This window comes from Streptomyces sp. NPDC051064, assembly GCF_044455985.1.
Taxonomy (GTDB): domain Bacteria; phylum Actinomycetota; class Actinomycetes; order Streptomycetales; family Streptomycetaceae; genus Streptomyces.
Genome location: NZ_JBITFK010000007.1, coordinates 287680 through 311861, shown reverse-complemented (window position 1 = coordinate 311861; position 24182 = coordinate 287680). Strand labels below are relative to the sequence as shown.

The 24182-nt window shown below is 70.0% G+C and carries 22 protein-coding genes and 2 pseudogenes; 18 read left to right on the top strand and 6 right to left on the bottom strand.

The window, feature by feature from the left end:
• The first annotated feature begins 39 nt into the window (after window positions 1-39).
• The 13 genes from hisD (ACIBCU_RS25825) to ACIBCU_RS25765 are packed head-to-tail and all read left to right on the top strand — an operon-like array spanning window position 40 to window position 14176.
• The gene (gene hisD / locus ACIBCU_RS25825) at window positions 40-1377 is read left to right on the top strand and encodes a histidinol dehydrogenase (RefSeq protein ID WP_399234294.1); all 1338 of its coding nucleotides are present in this window, start codon (window positions 40-42) and stop codon (window positions 1375-1377) included.
• Window positions 1374-2675, top strand: a complete 1302-nt coding sequence (locus tag ACIBCU_RS25820) for a hypothetical protein (protein ID WP_399234292.1) — start codon at window positions 1374-1376, stop codon at window positions 2673-2675. The genes hisD (ACIBCU_RS25825) and ACIBCU_RS25820 overlap by 4 nt, the downstream gene beginning before the upstream one ends.
• Window positions 2668-3759: a histidinol-phosphate transaminase gene (locus ACIBCU_RS25815; protein ID WP_362927711.1), complete on the top strand. Its 1092-nt coding sequence runs from the start codon at window positions 2668-2670 to the stop codon at window positions 3757-3759. Before ACIBCU_RS25820 ends, ACIBCU_RS25815 begins: the two co-directional genes overlap by 8 nt.
• Window positions 3756-5429, top strand: a complete 1674-nt coding sequence (locus tag ACIBCU_RS25810) for a thiamine pyrophosphate-binding protein (RefSeq protein WP_399234290.1) — start codon at window positions 3756-3758, stop codon at window positions 5427-5429. Before ACIBCU_RS25815 ends, ACIBCU_RS25810 begins: the two co-directional genes overlap by 4 nt.
• On the top strand, window positions 5426-6730 hold the full coding sequence (hisD, locus tag ACIBCU_RS25805) for a histidinol dehydrogenase (RefSeq protein ID WP_362927709.1): 1305 nt from the start codon (window positions 5426-5428) through the stop codon (window positions 6728-6730). Before ACIBCU_RS25810 ends, hisD (ACIBCU_RS25805) begins: the two co-directional genes overlap by 4 nt.
• On the top strand, window positions 6727-7986 hold the full coding sequence (locus ACIBCU_RS25800) for an aspartate aminotransferase family protein (protein WP_399234288.1): 1260 nt from the start codon (window positions 6727-6729) through the stop codon (window positions 7984-7986). The genes hisD (ACIBCU_RS25805) and ACIBCU_RS25800 overlap by 4 nt, the downstream gene beginning before the upstream one ends.
• On the top strand, window positions 7983-8342 hold the full coding sequence (locus ACIBCU_RS25795) for a cupin domain-containing protein (protein ID WP_362927707.1): 360 nt from the start codon (window positions 7983-7985) through the stop codon (window positions 8340-8342). The genes ACIBCU_RS25800 and ACIBCU_RS25795 overlap by 4 nt, the downstream gene beginning before the upstream one ends.
• Window positions 8339-9205 (top strand): phosphoribosyltransferase, encoded by an 867-nt coding sequence (locus ACIBCU_RS25790; protein ID WP_362927706.1) that lies wholly within the window; start codon window positions 8339-8341, stop codon window positions 9203-9205. The genes ACIBCU_RS25795 and ACIBCU_RS25790 overlap by 4 nt, the downstream gene beginning before the upstream one ends.
• Before the next feature lie 32 nt (window positions 9206-9237).
• On the top strand, window positions 9238-10446 hold the full coding sequence (locus ACIBCU_RS25785; RefSeq protein ID WP_362927705.1) for an MFS transporter: 1209 nt from the start codon (window positions 9238-9240) through the stop codon (window positions 10444-10446).
• Between the two features lie 22 nt (window positions 10447-10468).
• The gene (locus tag ACIBCU_RS25780; RefSeq protein ID WP_399234285.1) at window positions 10469-11494 is read left to right on the top strand and encodes an ABC transporter substrate-binding protein; all 1026 of its coding nucleotides are present in this window, start codon (window positions 10469-10471) and stop codon (window positions 11492-11494) included.
• Entirely contained in the window at window positions 11491-12336 is an 846-nt protein-coding gene (locus ACIBCU_RS25775; protein ID WP_362927703.1) for an ABC transporter permease, read from the top strand. The genes ACIBCU_RS25780 and ACIBCU_RS25775 overlap by 4 nt, the downstream gene beginning before the upstream one ends.
• Window positions 12337-12347: 11 nt before the next feature.
• On the top strand, window positions 12348-13124 hold the full coding sequence (locus ACIBCU_RS25770; protein WP_362927702.1) for an ABC transporter ATP-binding protein: 777 nt from the start codon (window positions 12348-12350) through the stop codon (window positions 13122-13124).
• Between the two features lie 23 nt (window positions 13125-13147).
• Window positions 13148-14176 (top strand): hypothetical protein, encoded by a 1029-nt coding sequence (locus ACIBCU_RS25765; protein WP_399234282.1) that lies wholly within the window; start codon window positions 13148-13150, stop codon window positions 14174-14176.
• 494 nt (window positions 14177-14670) lie between these two features.
• Here the strand turns inward: ACIBCU_RS25765 and ACIBCU_RS25760 are convergent, their stop codons facing one another.
• The 4 genes from ACIBCU_RS25760 to ACIBCU_RS25745 all read right to left on the bottom strand — a co-directional run bounded on the left by ACIBCU_RS25760 (window position 14671) and on the right by ACIBCU_RS25745 (window position 19933).
• Complete coding sequence (locus tag ACIBCU_RS25760; RefSeq protein WP_399234280.1) at window positions 14671-15228, bottom strand: DUF3291 domain-containing protein; 558 nt, start codon at window positions 15226-15228, stop codon at window positions 14671-14673.
• 481 nt (window positions 15229-15709) lie between these two features.
• Window positions 15710-16849 carry a M20 family metallopeptidase gene (locus ACIBCU_RS25755; RefSeq protein ID WP_399234278.1) on the bottom strand — a complete coding sequence of 380 codons (1140 nt, stop codon included), beginning with the start codon at window positions 16847-16849 and terminating at the stop codon, window positions 15710-15712.
• Between the two features lie 11 nt (window positions 16850-16860).
• Window positions 16861-18285 (bottom strand): aldehyde dehydrogenase family protein, encoded by a 1425-nt coding sequence (locus ACIBCU_RS25750; protein WP_399234276.1) that lies wholly within the window; start codon window positions 18283-18285, stop codon window positions 16861-16863.
• A gap of 85 nt (window positions 18286-18370) precedes the next feature.
• A complete protein-coding gene (locus ACIBCU_RS25745) occupies window positions 18371-19933 on the bottom strand; it encodes a GMC family oxidoreductase N-terminal domain-containing protein (RefSeq protein WP_362927697.1) in 1563 nt (520 codons plus the stop codon).
• Between the two features lie 130 nt (window positions 19934-20063).
• On the opposite strand from ACIBCU_RS25745, the gene ACIBCU_RS25740 reads away from it, so the two are divergent.
• Complete coding sequence (locus ACIBCU_RS25740; protein ID WP_399234273.1) at window positions 20064-20561, top strand: GbsR/MarR family transcriptional regulator; 498 nt, start codon at window positions 20064-20066, stop codon at window positions 20559-20561.
• 92 nt (window positions 20562-20653) lie between these two features.
• Here the strand turns inward: ACIBCU_RS25740 and ACIBCU_RS25735 are convergent, their stop codons facing one another.
• Window positions 20654-20824 carry a hypothetical protein gene (locus ACIBCU_RS25735; protein ID WP_187355886.1) on the bottom strand — a complete coding sequence of 57 codons (171 nt, stop codon included), beginning with the start codon at window positions 20822-20824 and terminating at the stop codon, window positions 20654-20656.
• A 160-nt stretch (window positions 20825-20984) separates the two neighbouring features.
• On the opposite strand from ACIBCU_RS25735, the gene ACIBCU_RS25730 reads away from it, so the two are divergent.
• The 4 genes and pseudogenes from ACIBCU_RS25730 (at window position 20985) to ACIBCU_RS25715 (ending at window position 23564) form a co-directional block, all read left to right on the top strand.
• Complete coding sequence (locus ACIBCU_RS25730) at window positions 20985-21425, top strand: ATP-binding protein (protein ID WP_399234271.1); 441 nt, start codon at window positions 20985-20987, stop codon at window positions 21423-21425.
• 53 nt (window positions 21426-21478) lie between these two features.
• Window positions 21479-21878 (top strand): annotated as a pseudogene (locus ACIBCU_RS25725) (enolase C-terminal domain-like protein); the annotation flags it as partial.
• A 73-nt stretch (window positions 21879-21951) separates the two neighbouring features.
• The gene (locus ACIBCU_RS25720; RefSeq protein ID WP_362927694.1) at window positions 21952-22593 is read left to right on the top strand and encodes a bifunctional 4-hydroxy-2-oxoglutarate aldolase/2-dehydro-3-deoxy-phosphogluconate aldolase; all 642 of its coding nucleotides are present in this window, start codon (window positions 21952-21954) and stop codon (window positions 22591-22593) included.
• Window positions 22590-23564 (top strand): sugar kinase, encoded by a 975-nt coding sequence (locus ACIBCU_RS25715; protein WP_399234269.1) that lies wholly within the window; start codon window positions 22590-22592, stop codon window positions 23562-23564. Before ACIBCU_RS25720 ends, ACIBCU_RS25715 begins: the two co-directional genes overlap by 4 nt.
• Window positions 23565-23732: 168 nt before the next feature.
• Here the strand turns inward: ACIBCU_RS25715 and ACIBCU_RS25710 are convergent.
• A pseudogene (locus ACIBCU_RS25710) lies at window positions 23733-24044 on the bottom strand (amino acid permease); the annotation flags it as partial.
• Window positions 24045-24182 lie beyond the last annotated feature (138 nt).

Genomic DNA, 24182 nt, shown 5'->3' with positions numbered 1-24182 from the left:
CCGCGTTTTCAGGACATTAGTTCGCACCAAGGGGCTTTGATGACTGACTCTCCACCTCCCGTGCTCGATTGGGCCACCGCCTCGCCCGAGGCGCGGGCGCGCCTGTTCAGACCTGCTCGGCCGGCCGACGACCACGCCGGCGATGCCTTGCTCACCGGCATCCAGCAGCTGATCGAGGACGTCCGTACGCAGGGAGACGCCGCCCTGCTTCAGGCGCTGAAGCAGTTCGACCGCATCGACCTGACGCAGCAGCACATCCGGGTGAGCGCGGAGGAGTTCGCGGAGGCGCGGGCCTCGCTGGACCCGGCGACGACGGAGGCGATCCGGGTCGCCATCGCCCAGGTCAGAGCCTTCAGTGAAAGGGAGCTGGAGCACGCTTCCTGGCAGGAGCGGGCGGACGGCGCGCTGCTCGGGGTCACGGCAAGGCCGCTCGACAGCGTGGGACTCTTCGTTCCCTGCGGCAAGGGCTCCTTCCCCTCGGTCCTGGTGCAGATCGCCACGCCCGCCGTCGTGGCCGGCGTGCCGCGCATCGCCGTCGCGGTGCCGCCCGTCGCGGGCACCGCGGGCGAGGTGGACCCGGCGGTCCTCGTCGCCGCGCAGGAGCTAGGAATCGACGAGGTCTACCGCGTCAACGGGCCGGCCGGGATCGCCGCGCTCGCCCATGGCACCGAAACCGTCCCGCGCGTGGACAAGATCGTCGGCCCCGGCAGCCCCGCGGTTGCCCTAGCGCAGCGTGAAGTCCAGCGCAGCGGATGCCTGGTCGAGGTCGGCTACGGCCCCAGCGACTCCCTGATCGTCTGTGACGACCAGGCACGTCCCGAACTCCTCGCCGCCGACCTGCTGAACGAGGCCGAGCACGGCATGGACTCGTCCGCCGTACTCGTGGGAACGGACGAGTCCGTGCTGTCACGGACCGCCGAGGAGGTGGCGCGGCAGGCGGCCCTGCTGCCCGAACAGCGCCGCCGCTACGCGCACAGCTCCATTTACGACAACGGAGGCATCGTCCTGGTCCGCTCGTTGTCCGAGGCCATGGACATCGGCAACGACTACGCGCCCGAGCACCTCCAACTGGCCGTGGCGGACCCCGAGTCGCTGCTGCCGCTCGTACGCCACGCCGGCACCGTCCTGCTGGGGCAGTGGACCACCTTCGCCGCGTCGAACTTCGCGATCGGGACTCCGGCCACGCTGCCCACCAACGGGTTCGCGCGCATCACCAGCGGAGTCACCACGGCGACCTACCTGAAGCGCATCGCCGTCGCGGGGCTGGATCGCACCGCGTTCGCCCGGATCGCGCCGACCGTGACAGCGCTCGCCACCCACGAGGGATTTCCCGCGCACGCGGCGTCTGTGACGATCCGTCAGGAGGAGCTCCGATGACTCCGAAGCCGAGCATCCTCCTTCTCGGATGGCGCACCCCCTACATCCGCATCGCCCGTGAGCTCGGTCTGCGCACCGTGGTGCTCTACCCGCCCGGGCAGTGGGACAGCGGGCAGGTGGACCCCGCGGAAGCCGATCAGTCGATGCTGGTGGAACAACTTTCCAGTGTCGAGCATGTGTTGAGGGCCGTGGCCAGACTCGATCTGTCCGGCTGCATCGCGGTTCACACACAGGAGGAATGGGCCCTGGCCTCCGCGGGGCTCGTGGCCGAGCACCTTGGAGTACGAGGGCCCGATGCGGACGTGATGTGCCGCTTCCGCGACAAGGCGCTGCAGAAGAACCATCTGACCGCGGCGGGGTTCGACATCCCCGCCCACCTCGAGATCCCGGACATCCTCAGTCCCGACGTCCCCTCCCGGGTGGCGGAGTTCGGCTTCCCGACCGTGCTCAAACCCATCGCGGGCGCAGGCACCTCGATCACCGTGCTGACCCACGACGTCGCCGACGTCGAGCGGGCGCAGGCCGAGGCGCGCACACACGACGAGACACCTGTCGTGCTCGGGCGTCGCACCTTCATCGCGGAGTCCTTCGTCCCGGGCCGCGAATGGCATCTGGACGGTTACGTGCGCGGCGGCGAGCTGGAGTTCCTGGCGGTGTCGCGGTACGGGGTGAACCCGATCGACACCAGGCAGGGCTCGCTCCTGTGGAGCTGGTGCCTGGACCCCGAGCGCGAGAAGTGGGCCTACCGGCTGGGCCACGATCTGGCTGAGCGCAGTCTTTCCGTGCTGGGCCTGCGGGACGGCCTGTTCCACCTGGAGGCGTTCCACCAGGAAGGGCCCGATCGCCTCGTGTTCGGCGAGTGCGCGGCACGGCTCGGCGGCGCCATGGTCCGCGAGGCGGTCCTGCGGAAGTTCGGACTCGATCTCTACCGGGCCGGCATCGAGATCGCCGCCGGTCTGCCGGTCACGCCTCCGCGCCCGGCGATCCAGAACGACGTCGCCTGGACCTACCTGACAGCCGCTCCCGGGCAGCTCGTCTCCCGCCCGACCGAGGACGAGGTGCTCGAAAGGCCGGAAGTCACCGACTTCCGCTATCTCGTGAACTCGGACGACGCGGTCCCGGACACCACGGTCTGGACCGCCGCCCGCCTGGCGGACGCCGTCATCGTGGCCCCCGAGGGCGACGAACTCGATGTCCTCCTGCGGGAACTGCGCGACTGGTTCAGTGACGCGGTCGTCACCCGGCAGGAGTCAGCCGAGCCCCCTTCCACCTCTCACGAGGACATACCCAGTGCGTAAATTCCCCAGCCTCGTTCCCTTCAAAGCCGGCCCGCACGCCCTCGATCCGCACGGCGTGGAGCGCCTGGCACTGAGCGAGAGCCCTTTCGGGGCCTCGCCCAAGGCCCTGGCCGCCGCCCGCGCCGAGGTCGAGCGGATCAACCACTACCCGAACTCCGACACCGAGCCTCTGCGTGGTGAACTCGCCTCCCATTACGGGGTACCCGCCGACTGGGTCCTGGTGGGCAACGGCGCGGACGAGCTCATTCTGCTCACCGTCCTGGCAACCTGCGCCGCTGGCGGCCGCGGGGTCACCACGGAGCGCACCTTCGCCGGCTACACCGCCGCCTTCGAGACCGCCGGGCTGACCAAGCGGCTCGTCCCCCTGGACGAGAACGGCCCCGACGTCGACGAACTCGTCGACCAGGCCCGAACCGCGGACATCACGATCGTGTGCAACCCGCACAACCCGCTCGGACGCGCCCTGGACAGCGACGAGATACGCCGGGTCCACCAGGCGACCGTGGAGGGGAACGGCGTGCTGGTCCTCGACGAGGCCTACGCCGAGTTCGCTGTGCCGCAGGGCTTCACCTCCGGCCTGACGAACATGTCGGACACCGACAACATCGTGGTGCTGCGCACCTTCTCCAAGGCCTACGGCCTCGCGGGGCTACGCTGCGGATACGCGATCGGCAACCCGCGCATCATCGACGCCATGGCCGGACTCCGTACGGTCCTTCCCTACAACGTCAATCGTGTCGCGATCGCCGCGGCGACGGCAGCGCTGCAGGACCAGGACCATCTTCGGCACGTCGTCCACGACTCCATCGTCTCCCGGACCCTGCTGGCCGAAGGCCTGGCCAGATACGGCATCCGATGTCTGCCTTCACAGGCAAATTTCGTACTGGCCGAAGTCGGCCCGCAGAGGGAAGCCTTCGTGCAGCAGCTGGTGTCCGAGCACGCGATCCAGGTGCGCGACGGCCGTTCCCTCGGATTCGACCGGCACGTCCGCATCGGTGTGTGCCGCCCTGACACGGTGGCCCGGGTCGTCTCCGCGGTCGCGGACGTGCATGACCGGCTCACCACCCCTGCGGGGGTGCTGTGACCAAGCAGACAGGCGCGGCCGCCGTCGCCTCCGTCCTCGCGCAGGCGGGTATCCGCCGCGCGTTCGGGATCCCCGGCCAGCGCATCCTCCCGTTGTTCCACGAGATGGCGAACGAACACGGCATCCCCGTCGTACTGACCCGGCATGAGCAAGGCGCCGCCTTCATGGCGGACATGCACGCCCGACTCGGCGGTATCGGCTGCTGTCTGGCGACATCCGGCCCCGGTGCCATCAACCTGCTGACCGGCCTCGCGGCCTCCTACATGGACAGCGTCCCCGTGCTCGCCCTCACCGCTCAGGCGGCGACCCACGAGTTCGGCAGGTACGGCATCCAGGAGGGGACCGGCATCGGCCGGACCCCCGACATCCGCGCGATGTTCGCGTCCACCACCAAGGGAAGCTTCCAGCCCACCTCGGTCGAGCAACTGATACCGGACCTGACCGCGGCCCTGCGACTGGCGACCGAGGGACGTCCCGGCCCTGTCCACGTCGACATTCCCAGCGACCTGCTGCTCGACCTCGTTCCCGAACGGATCGAGCCGTCCCCGGCTGCCGAGACCTTCCCGGCCCTCGCGGCCGTGCGCGCCACCGAGGACGAACTCCGGACTCTGGACGCTGCGGTGCGACAGGCCCGGCGCCCCCTGTTGCTGATCGGCAACGGCGTCGCCCGCAGCGGAGCCCTGGACGACGCCCTGGCGCTGGCCCGCTCCCGGGACATGGCCGTGGCCGGTACCTTCCTCGCCAAGTCGGTCCTCGACGAGACCGACCCGCGTGTCCTGGGCCCCGTCGGAGTGTTCGGCACCCGCGCGGCCAACGAGGCCTTCCACCACGAGGCGGACCTGGTCGTCGCCCTCGGTGTCGCCTTCACCTACCTCAGTACCGCGGGCTGGCCCGACACACTTCGCGGGGACCGCGTCGTACGGATCAACAATGACCGGCGCGAGCTCGAAGCCAATGCCGAATTCGGCCAGGGGATCCTGGGCGATGCGGCGGATGTCGTGCGCCGGCTCGCCGCGCTTCCCCCGGGCCCCGCCGCCGGCGGTCTGGCCTGGGCCACCGACATGCGACGCCGTCTCCCCGATCAGGTCGAGGCGAGCCGCAGCACCGCCCTGCATCCGGTCACCGTCTGCGAGACCCTCAACCGCCATCTCGACCATCGCACCACGGTGGTCGCCGACATCGGCCAGAACGCCTACTGGGGCGAGCGGCACCTGCGCACCCGCGGGGACAACCGGTTCATCATCAACGGCGGCCTGGGCACCATGGGGCACGCCGTGGCCGGAGCGACCGGCGCGTGGATGGCCCGGGCGGACGAACACCCCGACGAACACGTGATCTGCGTGTGCGGCGACGGCGGTTTCATGATGGGCGCCCTGGAAATCTCGACGGCCGTCGCGGAGCGGGCCGACGTCACCTGGGTCATCTTCAACAACGGCACGCTCGGCACCCAGCGCGCCTGGTTCGAACGGGAAGGCCACCCGGTCGTCGCAGCCGACCTGCCGCCCACGGACCATGTGCTCCTCGCCCGGTCGCTGGGCGCCCACGCCGAGACGGTCCGCACCGCCGACGAACTCGATACCGCGCTCCGCTCCGCCAGGGCCACCGGTGGGCCCAGCGTTCTCGACGTCCTCATCGACCCGTGTCCCGCTCCGGAGGCCTACCAGCCATGACCGCTTTCGACGTCCTCACGGACACCGACCCCGATTTCCACCAGCGCCTCACCGAACTCGGCGCCGCCGCCGAACTCGCCTCCGAGGCAGTGCGCCAAGACCTCCAGAAGCTGTACGACGACGTACGCGAACGAGGCGCCACAGCCGTCGTCGACGCGACCGAACGCTTCGACGGTGTCACCGTCCGGGAGCCGCTCGTCATCCCCGCCGACGTCGTGAACAGCCGTGCCGCGCAGGTCTCGCCCGAACTCGCCGCCAGTCTGCAGGCCAGCATGGAGGCCCACCGCCAGGTCAACGAGGCGTTCCTGGCGCCGGCCGCCCAGGTGTCCGTGGGCGACGGGATCACCACACGCCTGGAGCGCCGCCCCGTCAGCAGTACCTGCCTGTACGTGCCGGGCGGACAGGAACGCTATCCCTCCACACTCGCGGGCCTCGCAGTGGCGGCGAAAGTTGCGGGGGTCGCCCACATCACCGCAGTGCTGCCGCCGGAGGACGACGGGCTGCCCGATCCGGCCGCGTGCTGGATCGCCCGGAGCGCCGGCATCGAGCACCTGATCGCCGCGAACGGACCCACCACCCTCGCCGCGATCGCACTCGGCGCACCCACGCTGCCCGGGGCGGAGCTCATCGTCGGGCCCGGCGGCCCGCACGTGGTGGCGGCCCAGCAACTGGCAGGACTCCAGGGCATCGGTGTCGGACCGCAGTTCGGGCCGACCGACTGCACCGTTCTGGCCGACGACACGGCTGATCCCGCACTTCTGGCGGCCGATCTGCTGACCGAGTCCGAGCACGGGCACGCCCCGCGCCTCGTCCTCATCACGTGGCAGGCGTCCGTCGCCGAGGCGTTCGCGGCGGAGATGGCGGCCGACGAGGAGGCCGCCACCATCTGGCGACGGTGCGGCACGACCGTGCTGTGCCAGGACCAGGCAGCCGCCGTGCGCACCGCCAACACCCTCGGCGGCGAGCAGATCCAACTGGCCGTCTCCGCCGAGCGGGCCGAGGAACTCCTGCCGGTCATCACGGCGTTCTCCGCGATCCAGGTCGGCCAGCCGACCGGCATCTCCGCCGCCTATATGACGGGCGCCCCCGGGTGCCTGCCGACGGGGCGGTCAGCACGATCCCATTCAGCCGTCACCGCGGAGACCTTCCGTCGCACCGTGGTGATCTCCCGCATCGGCGCTCCCGCCCAGGAGCGTCTCGCCCGGCTGATCGACCCACTGGCGGCGTACGAGGGGTTCCCCCGTCACGCGCACTCCCAGCGCCTGCGCGTCCCCGCCGCCGCAGCACCGTCCGACAAGTGAAGGGCCGCCCCATGGATCTGCTCTCCAACCGCTTCAGCGAAAGCGACACCTACGTCACCTCCGCCTCCGGTCCCTGGCTCACCACGGCGACCGGCAAGCTGACCGACTACCTCCTGGGGAACTGTTCCCAGATGCTCGGACACTGTCATCCACGTGTTGTCGACGCGGTCCGGCAGCAGGTGGGCCGCTCCGTGAACGTGGGCGACAACCGCACCCACGAGGCATACCGCCTGGCCGAGCGCATCACCGGGCTCGCGAACAAGGACGCGATACGTCTCGTCAACAGCGGGAGCGAAGCGGTCCACTGCGCGCTGCGTGCGGCCCGCGCGGCCACCGGCCGTCAACTCGTGCTGAAGTTCGAGGGGCACTATCACGGGTGGTTCTCCGAGGAGATCTCACGGTTCGTCCCCGACCTGGAGTACGACCGAGGCCTGCCGGACGACGCCGGCGAGCGGATGATCGTCGTCGAGTGGAACGACCGTGAAGCGGTCCGGGACGTCATCGCACGCCACGGTGACCGGCTCGCGGCCGTGCTCTGCGAACCCATGCTCTGCCACGCGGGCCCGGTCCCGGCGGACGAGGGCTTCCTCGCCTTCCTGCGGGAACAGGCCACGGGTACCGGTGCTCTGCTGATCTTCGACGAGTGCATCACCGGATTCCGGCTCGCGCCGGGAGGCGCCCAGGAACGCTTCGGCGTCACCGCGGACCTCGTCACCTACAGCAAGGCGGTCAGCGCCGGATTCCCCATCGGGATCTGCGCCGGAACGGCCGAAGCGATGGCGCCGCTCGCCTCCGGCACCGCGTACCAGGCGGCCACGTACGATGCCAACTCCGTCTCGGTCGCCGCCGCACACGCGGTCCTCGACGTCCTCGAGACCGAGCCGGTGTACGAGCGGATCGCCGAACACGGCACGCAGCTGCAGCAGTTCATGGCTGCCGAGCTGGAACGCCGGGGTGTGCCCGCCGTATGCCAGGGAGACACCTCCGTCTTCCAGTTCTTCTTCACCGACTCGCCTGTCCGCACGCACGCCCAGGCCTTGGCCACGGACACCGTGCTCTACGGACACCTCGTGCAGGAGCTCCAGGCGCGCGGCGTCAACATCTTCAAGGGCGATCTGCGGCCCAATCCCCGTGCCAGCTGGCTGTCGCAGTGGTTCGTGAGTGCCGCCCACGACCAGGAGGCGCTGGAGTGGACGACCGACGCCTACCCGAAGGCCCTGGACGCCGCCCTCGCCCTGCGGGGTGCCACCGCATGAGTGAGAAGCAGGTCTGGCTGACCGAGACCATGTGGATGCGCAACCTGGCCGACCTCGGCACGGTCTCCATGGACTTCCTGGAGATCCTGCCCGGAGCGGTGCGCACACCGGTTGTGCACGACGACGGTGAGGAGATCCTCTACATCCTCAGCGGTGAACTCGAGATGCATCTGGGCGACGACAAGTTCCCCGTCACCCGCGGCGACGTCATCCCGGTTCCCCGGCACGTGCCGCACGGAAGCATCAACCGCAGCGAGGCGGTGGTGCACATGCTCGCCGTGAATTCGCCCGCGTTCCGCCCCGAGGACGAGAAGGAGGCCGCCCCGCCGGCCGAGACGGAAGCGGGGCAGTCATGAGCGCGGTGACCGAACAGCAGGCGGCCGCCCCCACCGGGGAGGGCCTCTCGCCGCTGCGCCACGTCTACCTTCTCGACGATCTGACCGGGCTGATCCCCACCCTCCCGCGTGCGCGGGAGCTCGGCGAGGAGGCGGTGGCCGAGGCGGTCGGAGCGGTCCGCCGCTGCGTGCTGAACGTGGCCGGGCTCATCGACCTGGACCACATCGCCGTCGAACTCATCAGCTGGGATCACGCACTGGCCGAGTTCCTGGCCCGGACGCCCACCCTGCCCGCACACGACGTGGCGATCGTCATCGGCTCCGGCGGAAGGCGTTTCGCCGACCAGCTCGAGGAACAGGGCCGCCGGCTCGCCGGACGCCTCGACGTGCCCGCGGCCAAGATCCTCTCCGACTCCGGGGACGCGTTCTTCTCCGAGCACAGCGTACTGAGCAGGGACGGCACCCCCCTGGAGGTCGTGGTCCCGGGCGGCAACACGCGCGTACTCGTCGTCGACGACTGTGTGCAGACCGGCGGCACTCTGACCGCTGTCGCCGAGGCGGCAGGTGTGAGGAGTGGTTCGGTGGTCACGCTGGTCTGCAACGAGTTCACCCGTCGGCGCCGCGAGTCGGACGGCTGGGCCATCGACTTCGGCACCCTGCTCCCGGGGGAGACCTACCCGATGTCGTACGCCACGGATCTGTTCTGTGTCCGCGACTTCCTGGTGGACACCGCGGTCCGCTTCGCCGACGGCACCTCCACGTCCTACTCCTCCGGTGGTGACTGGCTCTCCTTCCTGCACGGCACAAGGGCGGAGGAGGCCCGGTCCCACTGGACACGGACCCGGGACCTGCTGGACGACCTCCGCCTGCTCGACCAGATCTGACCAGGCGTCGTACGAGAGGAATGAAGGGCATCGTGCGATTCCCCGCCCAGGTTCTGCCGCGCACCGCCGACCTGCGTGTGCTCGCCGTCGCCACGCTCACACGCGCGGTTGGACACGGCGTCTTCTTCACGGTCAGCGTGCTCTACTTCGCGCATGCCGCCGGGATGTCGGTCCGTCTGGTGGGAATCGGCATGACCATCGCCGCCGTTGCCGCCATGGCGGTGAGCGTGCCGGCGGGTCACCTGGCGGACGTCCTCGGGCCTCGGGAGGTGTCGTCCGCCTGCTTCGTCCTGCAGGGCATCGTCACCTGTGCCTACGCGTCCATGGACGGGTTCGTGTTCTTCGTCGCCGTCGCCGTGCTCGCCGCACTGACGGAGTCCGCCGGCGGTGCGGCGTTCGGCGCCCTGATCGCAGGTATCACCGAGGGCGCCGAGCGTGTCCAGGCCCGTGCCTACCTGCGGTCGGTGACGAACGCGGGTGTCGCCGTCGGCGCTCTCATCGGCGGCCTCATACTCGCGTACGACGCTCCGTCCGTGCAGGCCTGGGGGCTCGTCGGCTGCGGAGTCCTGTTCTCCGTCGGCGGCCTGGTCCAGATGCGTCTGCCCGCGATCACCGGGGGAGGCGCACAGACGCGGGCGTCCCCCTGGGCGGTCTTCCGTGACCGTCGCTACGCTCTGGTCGGGCTCCTCAATGTCGCACTCGTCCTGAACGTCGGCCTCCTCACCATCGCGCTGCCGCTCTGGATCAGCGAGCGTACGGAGGCACCCACGTCGCTGTACGCGGTACTGCTCGTCCTGAACACGCTCGGTGTGGTGCTGTTCCAGGTCCGGGTCAGCAGGCGCGCCACCGACGCCGATGCGGCGGCGCGCACCTCGAGGCTGGCCGGCATCGCCCTGCTGGCCTGCTGCGCCCTGTTCGCCTGGTCCGCGGACGCGCCCCTGGGCCTGGCCGTGGCCCTGCTCGTCGTCGGGACCGCAGTACATGTGCTGGGCGAACTGCTCTACAGCGCCGGCTCCTGGGCCCTCTCGTACGAACTGGCTCCGGAAGGCGCGCACGGACAGTACCAGGGCTTCTTCGGAATGACCTCCCAGCTGGGATCGGCACTCACCCCTCTGGCCGCCACCAGCATCGTCATCGGTTTCGGAGCCGTGGGCTGGCTCGCCTTCGGTCTGCTCATGGCCCTGGCCGGGGCAGCCGTCCCCTCGGTGGTCCGCGGCACCCGCCAACCCGTGGCCCCCTGACCCACTTTGGAGAAACATCCCCATGTCCATCGCCAAACGCCATGTCGGCGCCCTTGTCGCCACCGCCCTGCTCGTCCTGACGACCGGCTGCAGCACCGACGACCGGAGCGCCGCCGACGGACCGGTGAAGATCCCCGCCAGCCCGGAGCCGGGGACCTTCCGCCTCGGAACACAGCCGTGGATCGGCTACGCCCCCTGGTACATCGCCGAGGAGAAGGGGTACGCGAAGCAGCACCGCACGGCGTTCGAGCAGGTCAACTTCACCACCGACGACCAGCTCAACGCCGCCCTGGCCGGCGGGAAGATCGACGGTGCCAACGTCTCCTCGCACACGGCGCTCAATCTGATCGCCTCCGGGGTCGACATCAGAATCGTGATGCTGGAGGACGTCAGCAAGCAGGCCGACGCCGTCCTCACCCGAGCAGGTACCAACAGCATCAAGGCTCTCAAGGGCAAGAGGGTCGCCTACGAGGAGGGCACCACCAGCGACATCCTGCTGCGCTACGGACTGCGCCAGAACGGCATGGACATCGACGACATCAAGCGGGTCCCCATGTCGGCCACGGATGCCGGCAGCGCCTTCCTGGCCGGACGTGTCGACGCGGCGGTCACGTACGAGCCGTACGTGTCGGCGGCGCAGGCGAAGCAGCCGACCACCCGATCGGTGTACTCGGCGGCCGAGAACCCAGGACTCATCTCCGACGTGTTCGTGGTCCGGGCCGACGTCCTCGCCGAGAAGCCGGGCCAGGTCGCCGCACTCGTCAAGACGTGGAACGACGCGGTCGGCGAGTACGCGAAGGCCCCGGAGGCATCCCGCGCGGTCATGGCGCGAGGCGTCGGCGCGAATCCGAAGGAACTGGGCACGGCCTTCGACGGCATCGAGTACTACGGCCGCTCGGAGAACGAAACGAAACTGACTGGTGAATACGTCAGCTCCGTTCTCCCGGAGGTCGCCTCGGTGGCCAAGGACGCGGGTCTGCTGCAGGGCGACGTCGACACCGACGCCGCGGTCGACGGCCGCTACCTGCCAGGCGGGAAGCAGTCATGACCAACCTTGTGGACGAGGACCGCATCACCACCACTCCGCCCGGCAGGTCCGGCCCGCCCACGGCGCGACGGGCCGGCCGGGCCCGGCAGACCCTCTCCGCGGGCGCACCCGTCGTGTCCTTTCTCGTCCTGCTCGGCGTCTGGTGGCTGATCACGGCCCTGGAGTGGGTCGACCGGCTCTTCCTGCCGAGCCCGGACGCCGTGCTGTCCCGGCTCACGGAACTGTCGGCGGGCGGTGAGCTCTGGGAGGACCTGGGCGTCTCGGTCTACAGGGTGGGTGTCGGCTTCCTTCTCGCCACCGTCCTCGCGCTGCCCCTGGGCATCCTGATGGGGCGTTTCAAGCTGTGGGCGGCCTGCTTCGAACCCGTCGTCGACTTCATCCGCTACATGCCCGTCGTGGCCTTCGTTCCCCTGACCATCCTGTGGGTGGGCACGGACGACGGACAGAAGTTCCTCATCATCTTCATCGGGACCTTCTTCCAGCAGGTCCTGCTGTTCACGGACAACGTCCGACGCGTACCCACCGAACTCATCGATGTGGGCCGCACGCTCGGGCTCACACGGCAGCAGATCCTGCAGCGCATCGTACTGCGCGCCGGCGCCCCGGCGCTCTGGGACTCGCTGCGCGTCAGCCTCGGCTGGGCGTGGACGTGGCTGGTCGTGGCCGAACTCGTCGCCGCGACATCCGGACTGGGTTACCGCATCACTCTCGCGCAGCGCTACCTGTCCACGGAGACGATCATCGGCTACCTCCTGGTGCTCGGTCTGCTCGGGCTCGTCACCGACCAGCTCCTGCGGCGCGCAGGCCTCCTGCTGTTCCGTCCTGCCGAGCTGAACAAGTGAAAGGACCAGTCATGCACGACGACACCGCTCACCTTCAGCTGCGTGAGGTGTCAGTGAGCTTCGGCGACACCACGGCGGTTGCTCCGCTCGATCTCGCCCTCGCACGAAACGAATTCGTCTCCCTCGTCGGCACCTCCGGATGCGGCAAGTCGACGCTGCTGAACGTCGTCGCCGGCCTCGTTCCGCCGACCACGGGAACGGTCGTCCTGGACGGAAGCCGTGTCGTGGGCCCGGGGCGCGACCGCGGCATGGTCTTCCAGAAGTACACCCTCTTCCCCTGGATGACGGCGGTGCAGAACGTCGAGTTCGCCCTCCGTGACCAGGCAGGCCTGACACGCCGGGAACGGCGGGCCGAGGCGCTGGCCCTGCTCGACCAGGTCGGTCTCGGTGCTCGCACCGACGCCTTCCCGGACCAGCTCTCCGGCGGGATGCAGCAGCGTGTGGCCATCGCGAGGGCGCTGTCCTACCGGCCCGCGGTGCTGCTCATGGATGAGCCCTTCGGTGCCCTCGACGCCCTGACCCGGCGTGTCATGCAGGACCTGCTGACCCAGCTGTGGGAACAGCACCGCCTCACCGTGCTGTTCGTGACGCACGACATCGAGGAAGCGGTCTACCTCTCGGACCGGGTGCTCGTCATGGGCGGGACCCCAGGGCGGATCCGGCGTGACATCCCCATCGACCTGGCCCGTCCCCGCACGCGTGACGTCACGTCCGACACGCGCTTCCGGGAGGCCTGCGCGGCGGCGTACGAGGAGATCTACGCCGCTCCCGACGTCAAAGCCTCCTGAGCGCGCGCGAGGAGCAACGCATCATGCCCGTCTGGAGACCCCGCACGGTACGCGGCAGGAGCCCGGCCGCGCGGTACGACACGGTGCTCGCCCACGAGCACATCCTCCTCGATCTGCGATGCTGGCTGGCTGCCGACGATCCACGCCACGAGCTGCTGAGGGATCAGCGCGTCGGCCCGGACAATCTCGAGCTCGTCCGGCAGAACCCCTTCGCCTGCCCTGACAACCTGGTCCTCGACGACGTGGATCTCGCCGTTCGTGAACTCGGCCTGCTCTCCGAGGTGTCCAGCCGCTCCCTGATCGTGGACCTCACCCCGGACACCATCGGCCGGGACCCGGAACGGCTGGCCGAGGTGTCGGCACGTGCCGGCGTCGACATCATCACGGGGTGCGGCCCCTACATCGACGGTTCCTGGCCACCGTCCCTGCGAAAAGCCTCCGCCGGCCAACTGGCGGACGCCATGGTCCGGGCCCTGACGGACCCGGACCATCCGGCGGGCGTCATCGGCGAGATCGGAACCGGCAGCCCGATCACGCCTCGCGAACACACGGCACTCGCCGCGGCCGCCGAGGCGCACCGGCGTACGGGCGCACCCGTCTTCATCCATCTGCACCCGTGGGACCCCCAAGGTCTCGCGGCACTGGACATCCTCGAGCGGCACGGCGTCGACCTGTCCCGTGTCAGCCTCTGCCACCTCGACGTCCGCGGCACGGGGGACACCTCACTCCTCACCGCTCTTCTCGACCGCGGCTGCTACGTCGCCTTCGACATCTGGGGGGACGAGTACCAGTACGGACCGGACCGCATGCCGAAGGACACGGAACGTGTACAGGCACTGCTGCAGGTCATCGAACTCGGTTACGGCGACCGGCTCACCCACTCCCACGACGTGTGCACACGTACGCAGCTGGCTGCGTACGGGGGAGTCGGCTACGGCCATCTGCCGCGCCACCTGCCCGGCTGGCTGAGGGAAGCAGGGCTCGGCGAGGAGGCCGTACAGCAGCAACTCGCGGGGAACGCACTGCGGTTCCTGGGACTCGACCGGCCGTGACATGCTCTTCTCGCCCTCGTCCTCCTATCCCGAACCCATCGCGTGCCTCATCAACAGCCGGGCCGAGTGCGTGCACATGTGGAGCAACTCGCATGTGCTCTCACAGGAACCGAAACTGGTCGGGGTGGGGGGACGAGGAACACATCATCCTCGATGACACCGTGACCGTCCTCGACCCGGAGGGACGCCGGCTCGCCGCGACGGCCAGCTGCTGTCAGCGATAGCGGACGACCCGGGGTGATCAACTCCCGGAGAACGCGATTCCGACCGTCGCCCGCAGGGCAGGGGCCGGTACATCACCGGGCGACCACGCGGACACCGTCGAAGAAGCCGCGCAGCGGTTCCAGGTCGTCCAGGGGGCTTCCGGGGCGAGGGTGCTCAGTGGGGTGGCATGGCTGTGGAGCCAGTCGGTGAAGGAGTTCCGGTAGGTGGTGGCGGGCCGTCGCTGTGGCGGGTGCGCAGGGGAAGCGAATCCGGTCGTGCAGGCTTCCTTGTCAGCGAACCTGGTCGCTCTTCGGCCCGATGCCTTTGATCCTGGTCGGTGTCCCCTCCGGGGCGAACGAGTGGTGGAAGGTGAAAGCGTGCGGCGCGGAGCCGTGGTCGTGGAGGTGCTCCAGCCTGGAAACCCCGTCCCGCCAGATGGGTATCACGCCGTCGGAGACCCACCAGCACACGTGACCCGGGTGTCCCGTCCTCTCGAACCAGTCGTGACGCCTGTTCAGCGCCTCACGGTGCAGACCGGTGTAGACGGCGTCGAAGGCTGGGCGCAGGTCGGTCCAGAGTGAGAGCGTCGCGGCCAGGGCGGTGGTTTCCACCGTACGGCCCTTGCCGTACCAGGTCGGTACGGCGAACTCTCCCCATGCACCCCAGTCCGCCTCGAAGAGCATGCCCTGGTCACCGCCCGCCGCTTCAGCACGAGCGAGGTACCCGGGGTGCTGATTGATCTTCCGGTAGACGGCCTCACCGGTCTCGTAGAACTCGCGCGTGAGAGGTGCGGGATCGGTGAGAGGTGACTTCAGGACGCCGAATGTGTACAGCGCAAGATGGGGCATGCGTCTCTCCTTGATCGGGGGTCCCTGGTGTGGACACGGTTCGATGGCTTACGCATGGGGGCGAGGATTCGTGGGCCCTGGCCGACTCATCCCGTCGCGGGTGACCCAGCCCGAACGAACTCCTGTGCGACCGTGGGCGATCGCCGAAGACCTGGTGAAGGTAGCTGCCTCTGCGGGCCATGTCGAAGTTGCGTTTTCCTCGTCCAAGTGGCCTCTTGCACCGGTCATTTCGGGGGCCGGGACGGTAACCGGCGGGCAGGCTGCGGGGTACGGTTCACACGGGAACCACTGACCCACGCATACGTCGACCGAACTCTCGACGCCCTCTTCACCGGGGGTGAGACCACGGCCGTGACATGAACCAGTTACCGGCGCCCGGACTTACCGACCACCCGCGCCGGGCGATCGTATAAACGGGTATTTCGCGGGAGCCGGGCTGCCGTGGTCACACCGCCGCTGACCCTGGACTTCCGGTCTTGTGTCACGGGCGGCCCGTTCGGGAGGCCGCGGCGAGGTCGGCGGCGGTCCAGGCCATGGCGATGGCGCCGTCGATGACGGCGCGATCCGCGACCGGAGTGACGCACGCGGCGGTGAATTCGGGCTGGTGGTTGACGGCGGGTGCGCAGTCCAGTCCGAGCATGGGGTGGATGGTGGGCACGATGTGGGAGACGTTGCCCATGTCGGTCGCGGCTCCGACGGCTGCGCCGCCGGGCAGGTCCGCGAAGGTCCGGCCGAGTGCCTCCGCGTTGGTCCGGTACAGCGCCAGCAGCCGGGGGTCGGGCCGCAGGTCGGCGTAGTCGGGGCCGGCCGGGGCGATCGACAGTTCACAGCCGGTCGCGAGCGCCCCGGCCTCGAAGCAGCGCTGTACGCGTGCGGTGAGCGGTGCGAGCGCCGACAGTGTGTCCGAACGGACGACCCATCGGCCTCGGCTGGTCTCCGGGATGATGTTCGCCGCGGTGCCGGCCTCGGTGACGAAGCCCTGGATGCGGTCCCCGCTCGTGGTCTGCTGGCGCATCAGTCCGATGGCCACCTGGGCGACGGTCATGGCGTCGGCGGCGTTGACGCCACGTTCGGGATAGGCACCCGCATGCGCGGGCGTGCCGCGGTAGGACACGTCGAACATGGAGACCGCCGAGCCGGGCATGGCATCCATCTCGGCGGCCGCGGGATGCACCATCATGGCGGCGTCGAGTCCGTCGAAGGCTCCGCGTTCGAGCATCAGCACTTTGCCGCCGCCGCCTTCCTCGGCCGGTGTCCCGAGGACGGTGAGCGTGATTCCGAGGTCGTCGGCGAGGCCCGCCAGCCCGAGGCCGGCGCCCACCGCGGCGGCAGCGATCACGTTGTGTCCGCAGGCGTGGCCGATCTCGGGCAGCGCGTCGTACTCCGCGCAGACCGCGATGTGCAGCGGCCCGGAGCCCACAGTGGCGCGGACCGCGGTGGGCAGGCCGTAGCAGCCGTGTTCGACCTCGAATCCGGCCTCGCTCAGGTGCTGGGCGACCCAGTCACTGGCTCGGATCTCCTGGAAGGCGAGTTCCGGGTGGGCGTGGATCCGGTGGGACAGATCCACCAGTCCGCGTTCCGCAGTCCGGATCCGCCGCTCGATGGCGCTCTTGGGAGCCACCGGTGCGGTCCTCACGACGTCGGCCGCGAGGCGATGTGGACGGTGGCCGGCCGGGTGGCGGCGTCATAGGCAGCGGTCGAGCCCGTGGCTCCCATGCCGCTGTCGCCGGCGGGTTCGTAGAGGCGTTCGGGGCCACCGCCCTGCCACTGGTTGATCCAGACGACGCCTGCGGGGATCCGGGCGGCAGCGGCGATGTGGTCGGGGTCGTCGGTGTAGACCGTCGCGGCGAGGCCGAAGCGGGACCGGGAGGCACGATCGAGGCCCTCCTCGAAGGAGGAGACGACCACGACGGGGGCGAGCGGTCCGAAGGTCTCCTCGCTCATCGCCAGCATCGACTCGTCGACGCCGGTCAGGACTGTGGCCGGGTAGAAGAAGCCCTTGCCGCCCGGATCTGTCCCTCCCGCGCGGATCGTCGCACCGCGCTCGACCGCGTCGGCGACGTGCCGCCGGACGATGTCGCGCTGACGCCCGTCGACCAGCGGGCCCATCATGACGCCTTCGCCGTGACCGTCGCCCATGGTGTACGACCGCGCTGCCTGCACCAGGGCGTCGATGAACTCGTCCGCGATCTCCTGGTGCACATAGATGCGTTCCATGGACGTGCAGATCTGCCCGGTGTTGACGAAGGCGCCGAACGCGACGGCGGCGGCCGTCGCTGCGGGGTCGACTCCAGAGTCGATGACGACCGGGTCCTTGCCGCCGAGTTCGAGCACCGCGCGGTGCAGCAGCCTGCCGGTACCCGCTCCGACTGATCGGCCGGCCTCGACGGATCCCGTGAAGTGCACGAGCCGGATCTGCTCGTGCTCGGCCAGAGGTACTCCGGCCCGCGCATCGCCGAGGACCAGGTTCACCACCCCCGGCGGCAGGTTCAGCAGTTCGAAGAGCCTCACGGCCGACAGCGGGGAGCGCTCCGAGGGCTTGACGACGACGGTGTTGCCGGCTGCCAGGAGGGGGCCGAGCGCGCCGAGAACCATGGGAACCGGGAAGTTCCACGGCGTGATCACCGCGGTGGCTCCCAGCGGGTGTCGCAGGATCCTCGTCGCGCTGCCGTCCGGGTGACTGACCGTCTCCTCGAAGCCGTACGACAGCGCCTGGGCCGCCGCGGCCTTGAGACCGGCCACCGCACCGTCGATGAAGGTGCGTCCGATCCCGACCGGCTTGCCCATCTCCCGGCACTCGAGTTCGGCGAGTTCATCGGCGTGCTCGGCAATGATGTCGGCCCATGCGGAGATGTGCGCGACGCGCTCGGACACGGGCAGCGCGGCCCATGCGGGCTGTGCTCGCGCCGCTGCGGCTACCGCGCGGTCGATGTCGCCCCGGCAGCCGCCGGGAGCGCGGGCGACGACGTCCTCGGTCGCGGGGTTGACGACATCGAGCAGCGCGTCGTCCAGGGAGTCCTCCCACATGCCGCCGACAAGGTTCTGCAAGGTCTTCATCGGGAGATCTCCTCCGTGGACGGAGCGGGGGGCGTGGCACCGACACGGCCCGGCCCGCTGAAAAGAATCGGCAAGCGGGGTCCGGTCAGGCGATCCGGTCGGCCATGAGCTCACCGACCATGATCGTGGCGAGATTGGTGTTGGCGCGGGGCACGGCCGGAAGGACCGAGGCGTCGACCACGTGCAGACCGTCCACGCCGAGGACGCGGCACTCGCTGTCGACGACCGTGCCGGGGTCGCCGGCCGCGCCCATGCGGCAGGTGCTGGTCCCGTGCTGCGCGTCCACGACCGTGGTCAGCAAGTAGTCGTCGAGCCCGGTGTCGCTCTCCAGCACGCGGAACAGAGCCGCGTTCTCCTTCTCGAGCGAGCCGGCTGTGATCTCCGCGACCTCGGGCCGGCGGGCCACGTCGACCAGCGCCCGTACGCCGTGGCGCATGCGGGCGAGGTCCTTCTCGTCGGACAGCATCCGCTGCCGCACCAGCGGCTGGTCGGAGGGGTCGGCCGAGGCCAGCGTCAGCTCCCCGCGGGAGTGGTTCTGGTTCAGCCATACCCCGAAGGCTCCCGAGCTGGTGCCGGTCGAGGCGGTGGCCATGGCCAGCACGTTCTGGTTGAGCGCGACGAACATCAAGTCGTTCTGCGGGGCGTCTTCGCCGCTGGTCCAACGGACGCAGACGTTGGTGTGCCGATCGTGCGGCGTTCTGACCGCCGCCGCATCCGTCAGCGGGATCGACACCAGAGCCATCGGGTGGTCCTGCATGCCGAGCCCCACCGGAAGGTCGTGGCGCACCTCGATGCCCACAGAACGCAGGTGCGCCGCGGGGCCGATGCCCGAGCGCATGAGGATCGCGGGGGAGTGGATCACACCGGCACTGAGGACGACCGTGTCGGCCCGCTCGGTCACCACCTGTCCGCCGACGAGCAGCCGGACTCCCACCGCCCGGCCGCCGGCGAGGACCACCTGGTCCACGAGCGCGTCCCCGCGGATGGTGAGCGTGCTCAACTCCCGTGCCGTCTCCAGGTACGCGTCGTTGACCGTCACCCGCCGGCCATCACGCGAGTTGATCGGGTACGGCGAGACTCCGGTCGCCGAAGGCGCGTTGACGTCCGGGGCCCAGCCGAAACCGGCCGCGAGAGCGGAACGGGCCAGCGCGGTGTCCACAGCACCCCACCGGTCCTGCGGCATCCGATGGATCGGCGTCGGACCACCACGCCCGTGGTACGGCTCGTCGCCGAACTCCGTGTCGTCCTCCAGCTTCGCGAAGTACGGCAGGACATCCTCCGGTGACCACCCCGAACAGCCGAGGGCCGCCCAGTCGTCGAAGTCCGCCATAGGAGGCCGGATCGCGATCTGTCCGTTGACCGACGAGCTGCCACCGACCCCCCGACCGCGCCAGTACGGCGCCTGCTGCTGCCTGTCGGTGCGGGAGGACATGAGGTCCGTCCACAGCAGCCCCTCGGCCGCTGCGGGATCCATCAGCGCGACCACCGGGTTGGGTGAGCGCCACGCCTCGTGCATCTGCGCCGACCGGTAATCGGGGCCCGCCTCCAGCAGCAGGACCCGCTTGCCCTTCTCCGCCGAGCGAACCGCATACGCCGCGCCCGCCGATCCCGCTCCCACCACGATGACGTCCCAGCTGCCGCTCGTCATATCTCGTCTCCCGCCGTAGGGTGATCGGTCGTGGCCCCGGAGGTCCGCAGGCTTGCCCGGTACTCTCCACTCGGGCGCATGGTTCAGTCAATACTGAACGTTCATTTTATTCTGATTCTTGGAGGCCTCGGTGTCCCAGGCGGCCGAGGGCAGCAACGCTGACGCCCACGAAGCACTCGTCGAGGAGTTCGGCATGCATGTCGGCCGGGCGATGGGCTGGCCACCGATGGCCGGCCGGGCGGCCGGCCTGTTGATGCTGAGCGAGAAACCGATGACCCTCGCCGAACTCCAGGGCGCCCTTGATGCGAGCAAGGGGTCGGTCTCGGAGATGACGCGGCTGCTCGTCACCAACGGCACCGTGGAGCGCTACAAAGAGGCAGGGCAGCGGCATTTCGTCTTCCGCTGGAGGGAGGACGCCTGGGCCGGGTGCCTGCAACACATCGTCTCTTCGACCGCCCAACTGCGCGAGCTCGCCGAACAGGCGCAGGTGCGAGGCGCGGGGATGACGGCAGTGCAGCAGCACCGGCTCGGCGAGATGCAGGAGTACTACCGCTTCATGGTGAGCCATCTCGAGTCCATGCTGTCGGAGTACACCGCCGCGCGGGAATCTCGCAGGACGCAGCCGTAACAGCCGGCCGGCCGAGGACGGACCACGGCGTCGCCCGGCGCGGGGGGAGAGCTCGGTGAGCACTCGCCCGCGCCGGGCGCCCGGCGGTGTCGTCAGCGTCTGCGGGAGGGGCGGCCCGCTCCGATTCCCGCGACGTGCAGGGCAAGAAGTGCCAGGCCCAGGAGCATGACGTTCACTGAGGAGAAGACGTCGTTGGTGGTGATGTCTGCTGCGTTGATCAGGAAAGCGATGGCGAACAGGACGGCCGCGGCTATGCCGAGCATGGGGTGCTCCTCTCGAAGGGGGTGAGGTGCGTGTGCCCGGACATCCCACGGACAGACCCCGCTTCGGCTTCCGGACGACGGCCGGGCTGCGTGCCGGGGTCGTGGGGGTGTGCGCCCAGGGCGGGGGTAGGCGGTGAGAAAGCCGAGTGAGGGAGACCCGATGGCGAAGGACGCATCGCTGCGTGCGATGGGGTGGGCGCAGTCGTTTCCGGTGGCGCAAGGGGTGCGGGCCGGCCGTCGGTGGACGCGGGAGCATCTGGCGTCCCTGGAGTGGACCAAGGACGCCCCCGAGACGGTGGACGCGATACTGCTCAGTGTTTCCGAGCTGATCACCAACGCGCATGTCCACGCGCACAGCGATGCCCAGCTGGTTCTCACCTGGGACAGCCACTGCCTGCACGTGAGTGTCCACGATTCCGATTCCCTGCCCCCCGCCAAGCAGTCCGAAGACCTCACGACGACCGGGGGGCGCGGCCTGGCCATCGTCGACGCACTCGCCGACGGCTGGGCCACGCATCCGCAGGCGTCGGGCAAGACCGTCACCGCCTGCTTCGTACCACCGGGCGCTCCGAAGCCCCGGCACGGCGGGGACATCAGCTGAGCTCCGGGCGGAGACGCCCTGGAGCGAGAAGGCGCGAGGGGTCGATGCGCACGGCCGGTATCGCCGTTCCGCAGCCGGACCTCTCGCACGCCGGCGGTATCTCGGAGGTGCGCCGTATCGCGGCCCTGGCGGAGACCTTCGACGTACTGGGGCCCCGCACTGCCCCCTGCGCCCCTCTCCCTCGCGGCGAGCCTCCACATCGCGTTCTCCGTACCCAACTTCCTCATCCAGGAACAGAGCATCGGCATCCACTACGACACCGGTGCCGAGGTGCTCGACCACGTCGTCGACCGAGAGGTGTTCCGCTTCGACGAAGGACACCTGAACCGGCCCACCCGGCCGGGACCGGGGATCGAGGTCGATGAGAGAGTCGTACGGGCGGCCGATGGAAACACACAGGACCGGCGTGGTCCGGTCCGGCGCAACCCGGATGGTTCCTTCGCCGAGTGGTGAGCGGCCGCACGCCGTCCCCGCCGCACCGCCCGACGTACACCTCCTGTCACACCTCACGGAGCAGTAAGCCCACATGGAAACAGACGATTTCACCACCCGGCTGCGCCGCGACCGCCTCGTCGCGATCGTGCGGGGCCGCGATGCCGAAGCCTCGCTGCGCACAGTTCTGACCCTCGCGGAGGAGGGCATCGGGCTCATCGAGGTCTCCCTGAACACGGCCGACGCCCTCACTGTCATCTCCCGAGCGGCGAGCTCTGTCGACTCGTCCATCGCGATCGGGGCGGGGACCGTCGTCACCGCCGACGACGCCCGGCGTGCCCAGGAAGCAGGCGCGACCTGGATCGTCACTCCCGCGCTCGGCGGCGGGTTCGAGGAGGCCGTGGCCCGGCACCTGCCCGTGCTGGCGGGCGCGCTCACCCCGTCCGAAGCGGTCGCGGTGAGCACCGGAGGCGCGAGCGCGGTCAAGCTGTTCCCCGCCTCGCTGGGCGGCCCCGCGTATCTTCGCGCCCTGCGCGACCCCTTCCCCGGCCTGCCGTTCGTACCGGTCGGCGGCGTGGACGCACACGCGGCCGCGGAGTACTTCGAGGCGGGAGCCGTCGCCGTGGGAGTGGGCAGCCCGCTCGCCGGTGACGCCCCCCACGGCGGCGACCTGGCCGCCCTGCGAAAGCGGGCGAAGGACTTCCTGGGCGTCTGCCGTACGGAGGCGCGCTCGTGAGCATCCCGGCCGTGGACGTCCTCACCTTCGGTGAGGCCATGCTCTCGTTGCAGACCGAGGGGCCGCTGAGCGCGGGCGGTTCGGCGCGGACGACGGTGGCGGGGGCCGAGTTCAACGTCGCCGTGGGCGTGGCGCGGCTCGGCCACCGCGTCTCGTGGGCCGGACGCACCGGGAGGGACGAACCGGGCCGGGTGATCCTTCGCACCTTGCGTGGTGAGGGGGTCGGGACCAGCCACGCTACGACGGATCCGGAGGCGCCGACCGGTGCCATGCTCCGGGAGCGCCGCGTCGCCGACCTGGCACGCGTGCACTACTGGCGCTCAGGCTCCGCCGCCTCCCGCCAGCGGCCCGAGGACCTGGCCCCGGCCCTGGAGGCGGGGGCCCGCATCCTGCATCTGACCGGCATCACCTGCGCGCTCGGCGACGGTCCTCTGGCAGCGGTGCGGTCCGCTGCCGCGTACGCCGCCGAGCACGGCTGGACGGTCACTCTCGACGTCAACCACCGCACCCGGCTGTGGAGCCGGGACGCCGCGGTGGCGGCGCTGGTCCCCCTGCTCCCGCATGTGGATGTCGTGATCGCGTCCGACGACGAACTCCCCCTCCTGTGCACAGACCCCGGGGCGGCCGCCGACAGGACGGAAGCCGACCTGGTCGCGGAACTGTTCGCGGCGGGGATCGGCGAAGTGGCCGTCAAACGTGGCGCGGACGGCGCCGACCTGTACCTCCCCGGGAAGGCCCCGGTGCACGCGGCCGCCCGCCCGGTGCCGGTCACCGACACCGTCGGCGCGGGTGACGCGTTCTGTGCCGGATATGTGTCCGGCCTGCTCGACGGTCTCGACCCGCTCGCCAGGCTCCACCGTGCCACCACCACCGCGGCCTTCGGCGTCGCCTCGGACGGCGACTGGGAAGGGCTGCCCCACCGTGACGAACTGGCCCTGCTGGACGCCACCCCCGGCAGCGCCGTCCGCTGATCCTGCCCTGAACCCGAGGGCCGGGTGACCAGCAAGGAGCACCCGTATGGGCCGTGCCCCGGAGAGCAGGGGGACGGCCCACGGTCCCGCTGGAGGCGGATGTCCCCCACATGGGGTGCTGCGGGGCGGCGTTGGAGCACACGACGGACCCGCGTGCCCCGGCCCGGGCGAGACGAACTCGGACAGGTAGTCGCCGCCGAACCCGCGGGCCAGGGCGGCCACCGACACGACTCCGGCGGCGAGCATGCAGAAACCGGCGAAGAACCCGACGAACGGGCCATAGGCCAAGGTGGCGTAATGCGAGGCACCGCCCGCACGCGGATATCTGGTGACCAGCTCCGCGTAGGAGGCCGCTGTCAGCAGGGCCAGGCACAACGCCGCGAGCAGGGGAGCCCCACACGGCGCCGCCCGCGTCGGCGGCGACCTGGCCCACCAGGACATACACTCCCGCACGCCGCCGAGGATGAAGAAGTGGAGCAGCGGGGTGGTCAGGGACTTCTTGAGCGTGGCCGAGAGTCCGGTGCCGAGGGCGTCGCAGGGGGAGGTTTCACGGGGTCCCGTATACCCGGCCGGGTATATGGCGGGCGGCGGAACCCCCGGATGCTTGCGAGAGTGAGG

Excerpts from the sequence above, each read along its gene's own strand:
- hisD (WP_399234294.1), top strand. The coding sequence starts at position 40 with ATGACTGACTCTCCACCTCCCGTGCTCGATTGGGCCACCGCCTCGCCC.
- ACIBCU_RS25820 (WP_399234292.1), top strand. The coding sequence starts at position 1,374 with ATGACTCCGAAGCCGAGCATCCTCCTTCTCGGATGGCGCACCCCCTAC.
- hisD (WP_362927709.1), top strand. The coding sequence starts at position 5,426 with ATGACCGCTTTCGACGTCCTCACGGACACCGACCCCGATTTCCACCAG.
- ACIBCU_RS25795 (WP_362927707.1), top strand. The coding sequence starts at position 7,983 with ATGAGTGAGAAGCAGGTCTGGCTGACCGAGACCATGTGGATGCGCAAC.
- ACIBCU_RS25790 (WP_362927706.1), top strand. The coding sequence starts at position 8,339 with ATGAGCGCGGTGACCGAACAGCAGGCGGCCGCCCCCACCGGGGAGGGC.
- ACIBCU_RS25780 (WP_399234285.1), top strand. The coding sequence starts at position 10,469 with ATGTCCATCGCCAAACGCCATGTCGGCGCCCTTGTCGCCACCGCCCTG.
- ACIBCU_RS25775 (WP_362927703.1), top strand. The coding sequence starts at position 11,491 with ATGACCAACCTTGTGGACGAGGACCGCATCACCACCACTCCGCCCGGC.
- ACIBCU_RS25770 (WP_362927702.1), top strand. The coding sequence starts at position 12,348 with ATGCACGACGACACCGCTCACCTTCAGCTGCGTGAGGTGTCAGTGAGC.
- ACIBCU_RS25765 (WP_399234282.1), top strand. The coding sequence starts at position 13,148 with ATGCCCGTCTGGAGACCCCGCACGGTACGCGGCAGGAGCCCGGCCGCG.
- ACIBCU_RS25760 (WP_399234280.1), bottom strand. The coding sequence starts at position 15,228 with ATGCCCCATCTTGCGCTGTACACATTCGGCGTCCTGAAGTCACCTCTC.
- ACIBCU_RS25750 (WP_399234276.1), bottom strand. The coding sequence starts at position 18,285 with ATGAAGACCTTGCAGAACCTTGTCGGCGGCATGTGGGAGGACTCCCTG.
- ACIBCU_RS25745 (WP_362927697.1), bottom strand. The coding sequence starts at position 19,933 with ATGACGAGCGGCAGCTGGGACGTCATCGTGGTGGGAGCGGGATCGGCG.
- ACIBCU_RS25735 (WP_187355886.1), bottom strand. The coding sequence starts at position 20,824 with ATGCTCGGCATAGCCGCGGCCGTCCTGTTCGCCATCGCTTTCCTGATC.
- ACIBCU_RS25730 (WP_399234271.1), top strand. The coding sequence starts at position 20,985 with ATGGCGAAGGACGCATCGCTGCGTGCGATGGGGTGGGCGCAGTCGTTT.
- ACIBCU_RS25720 (WP_362927694.1), top strand. The coding sequence starts at position 21,952 with ATGGAAACAGACGATTTCACCACCCGGCTGCGCCGCGACCGCCTCGTC.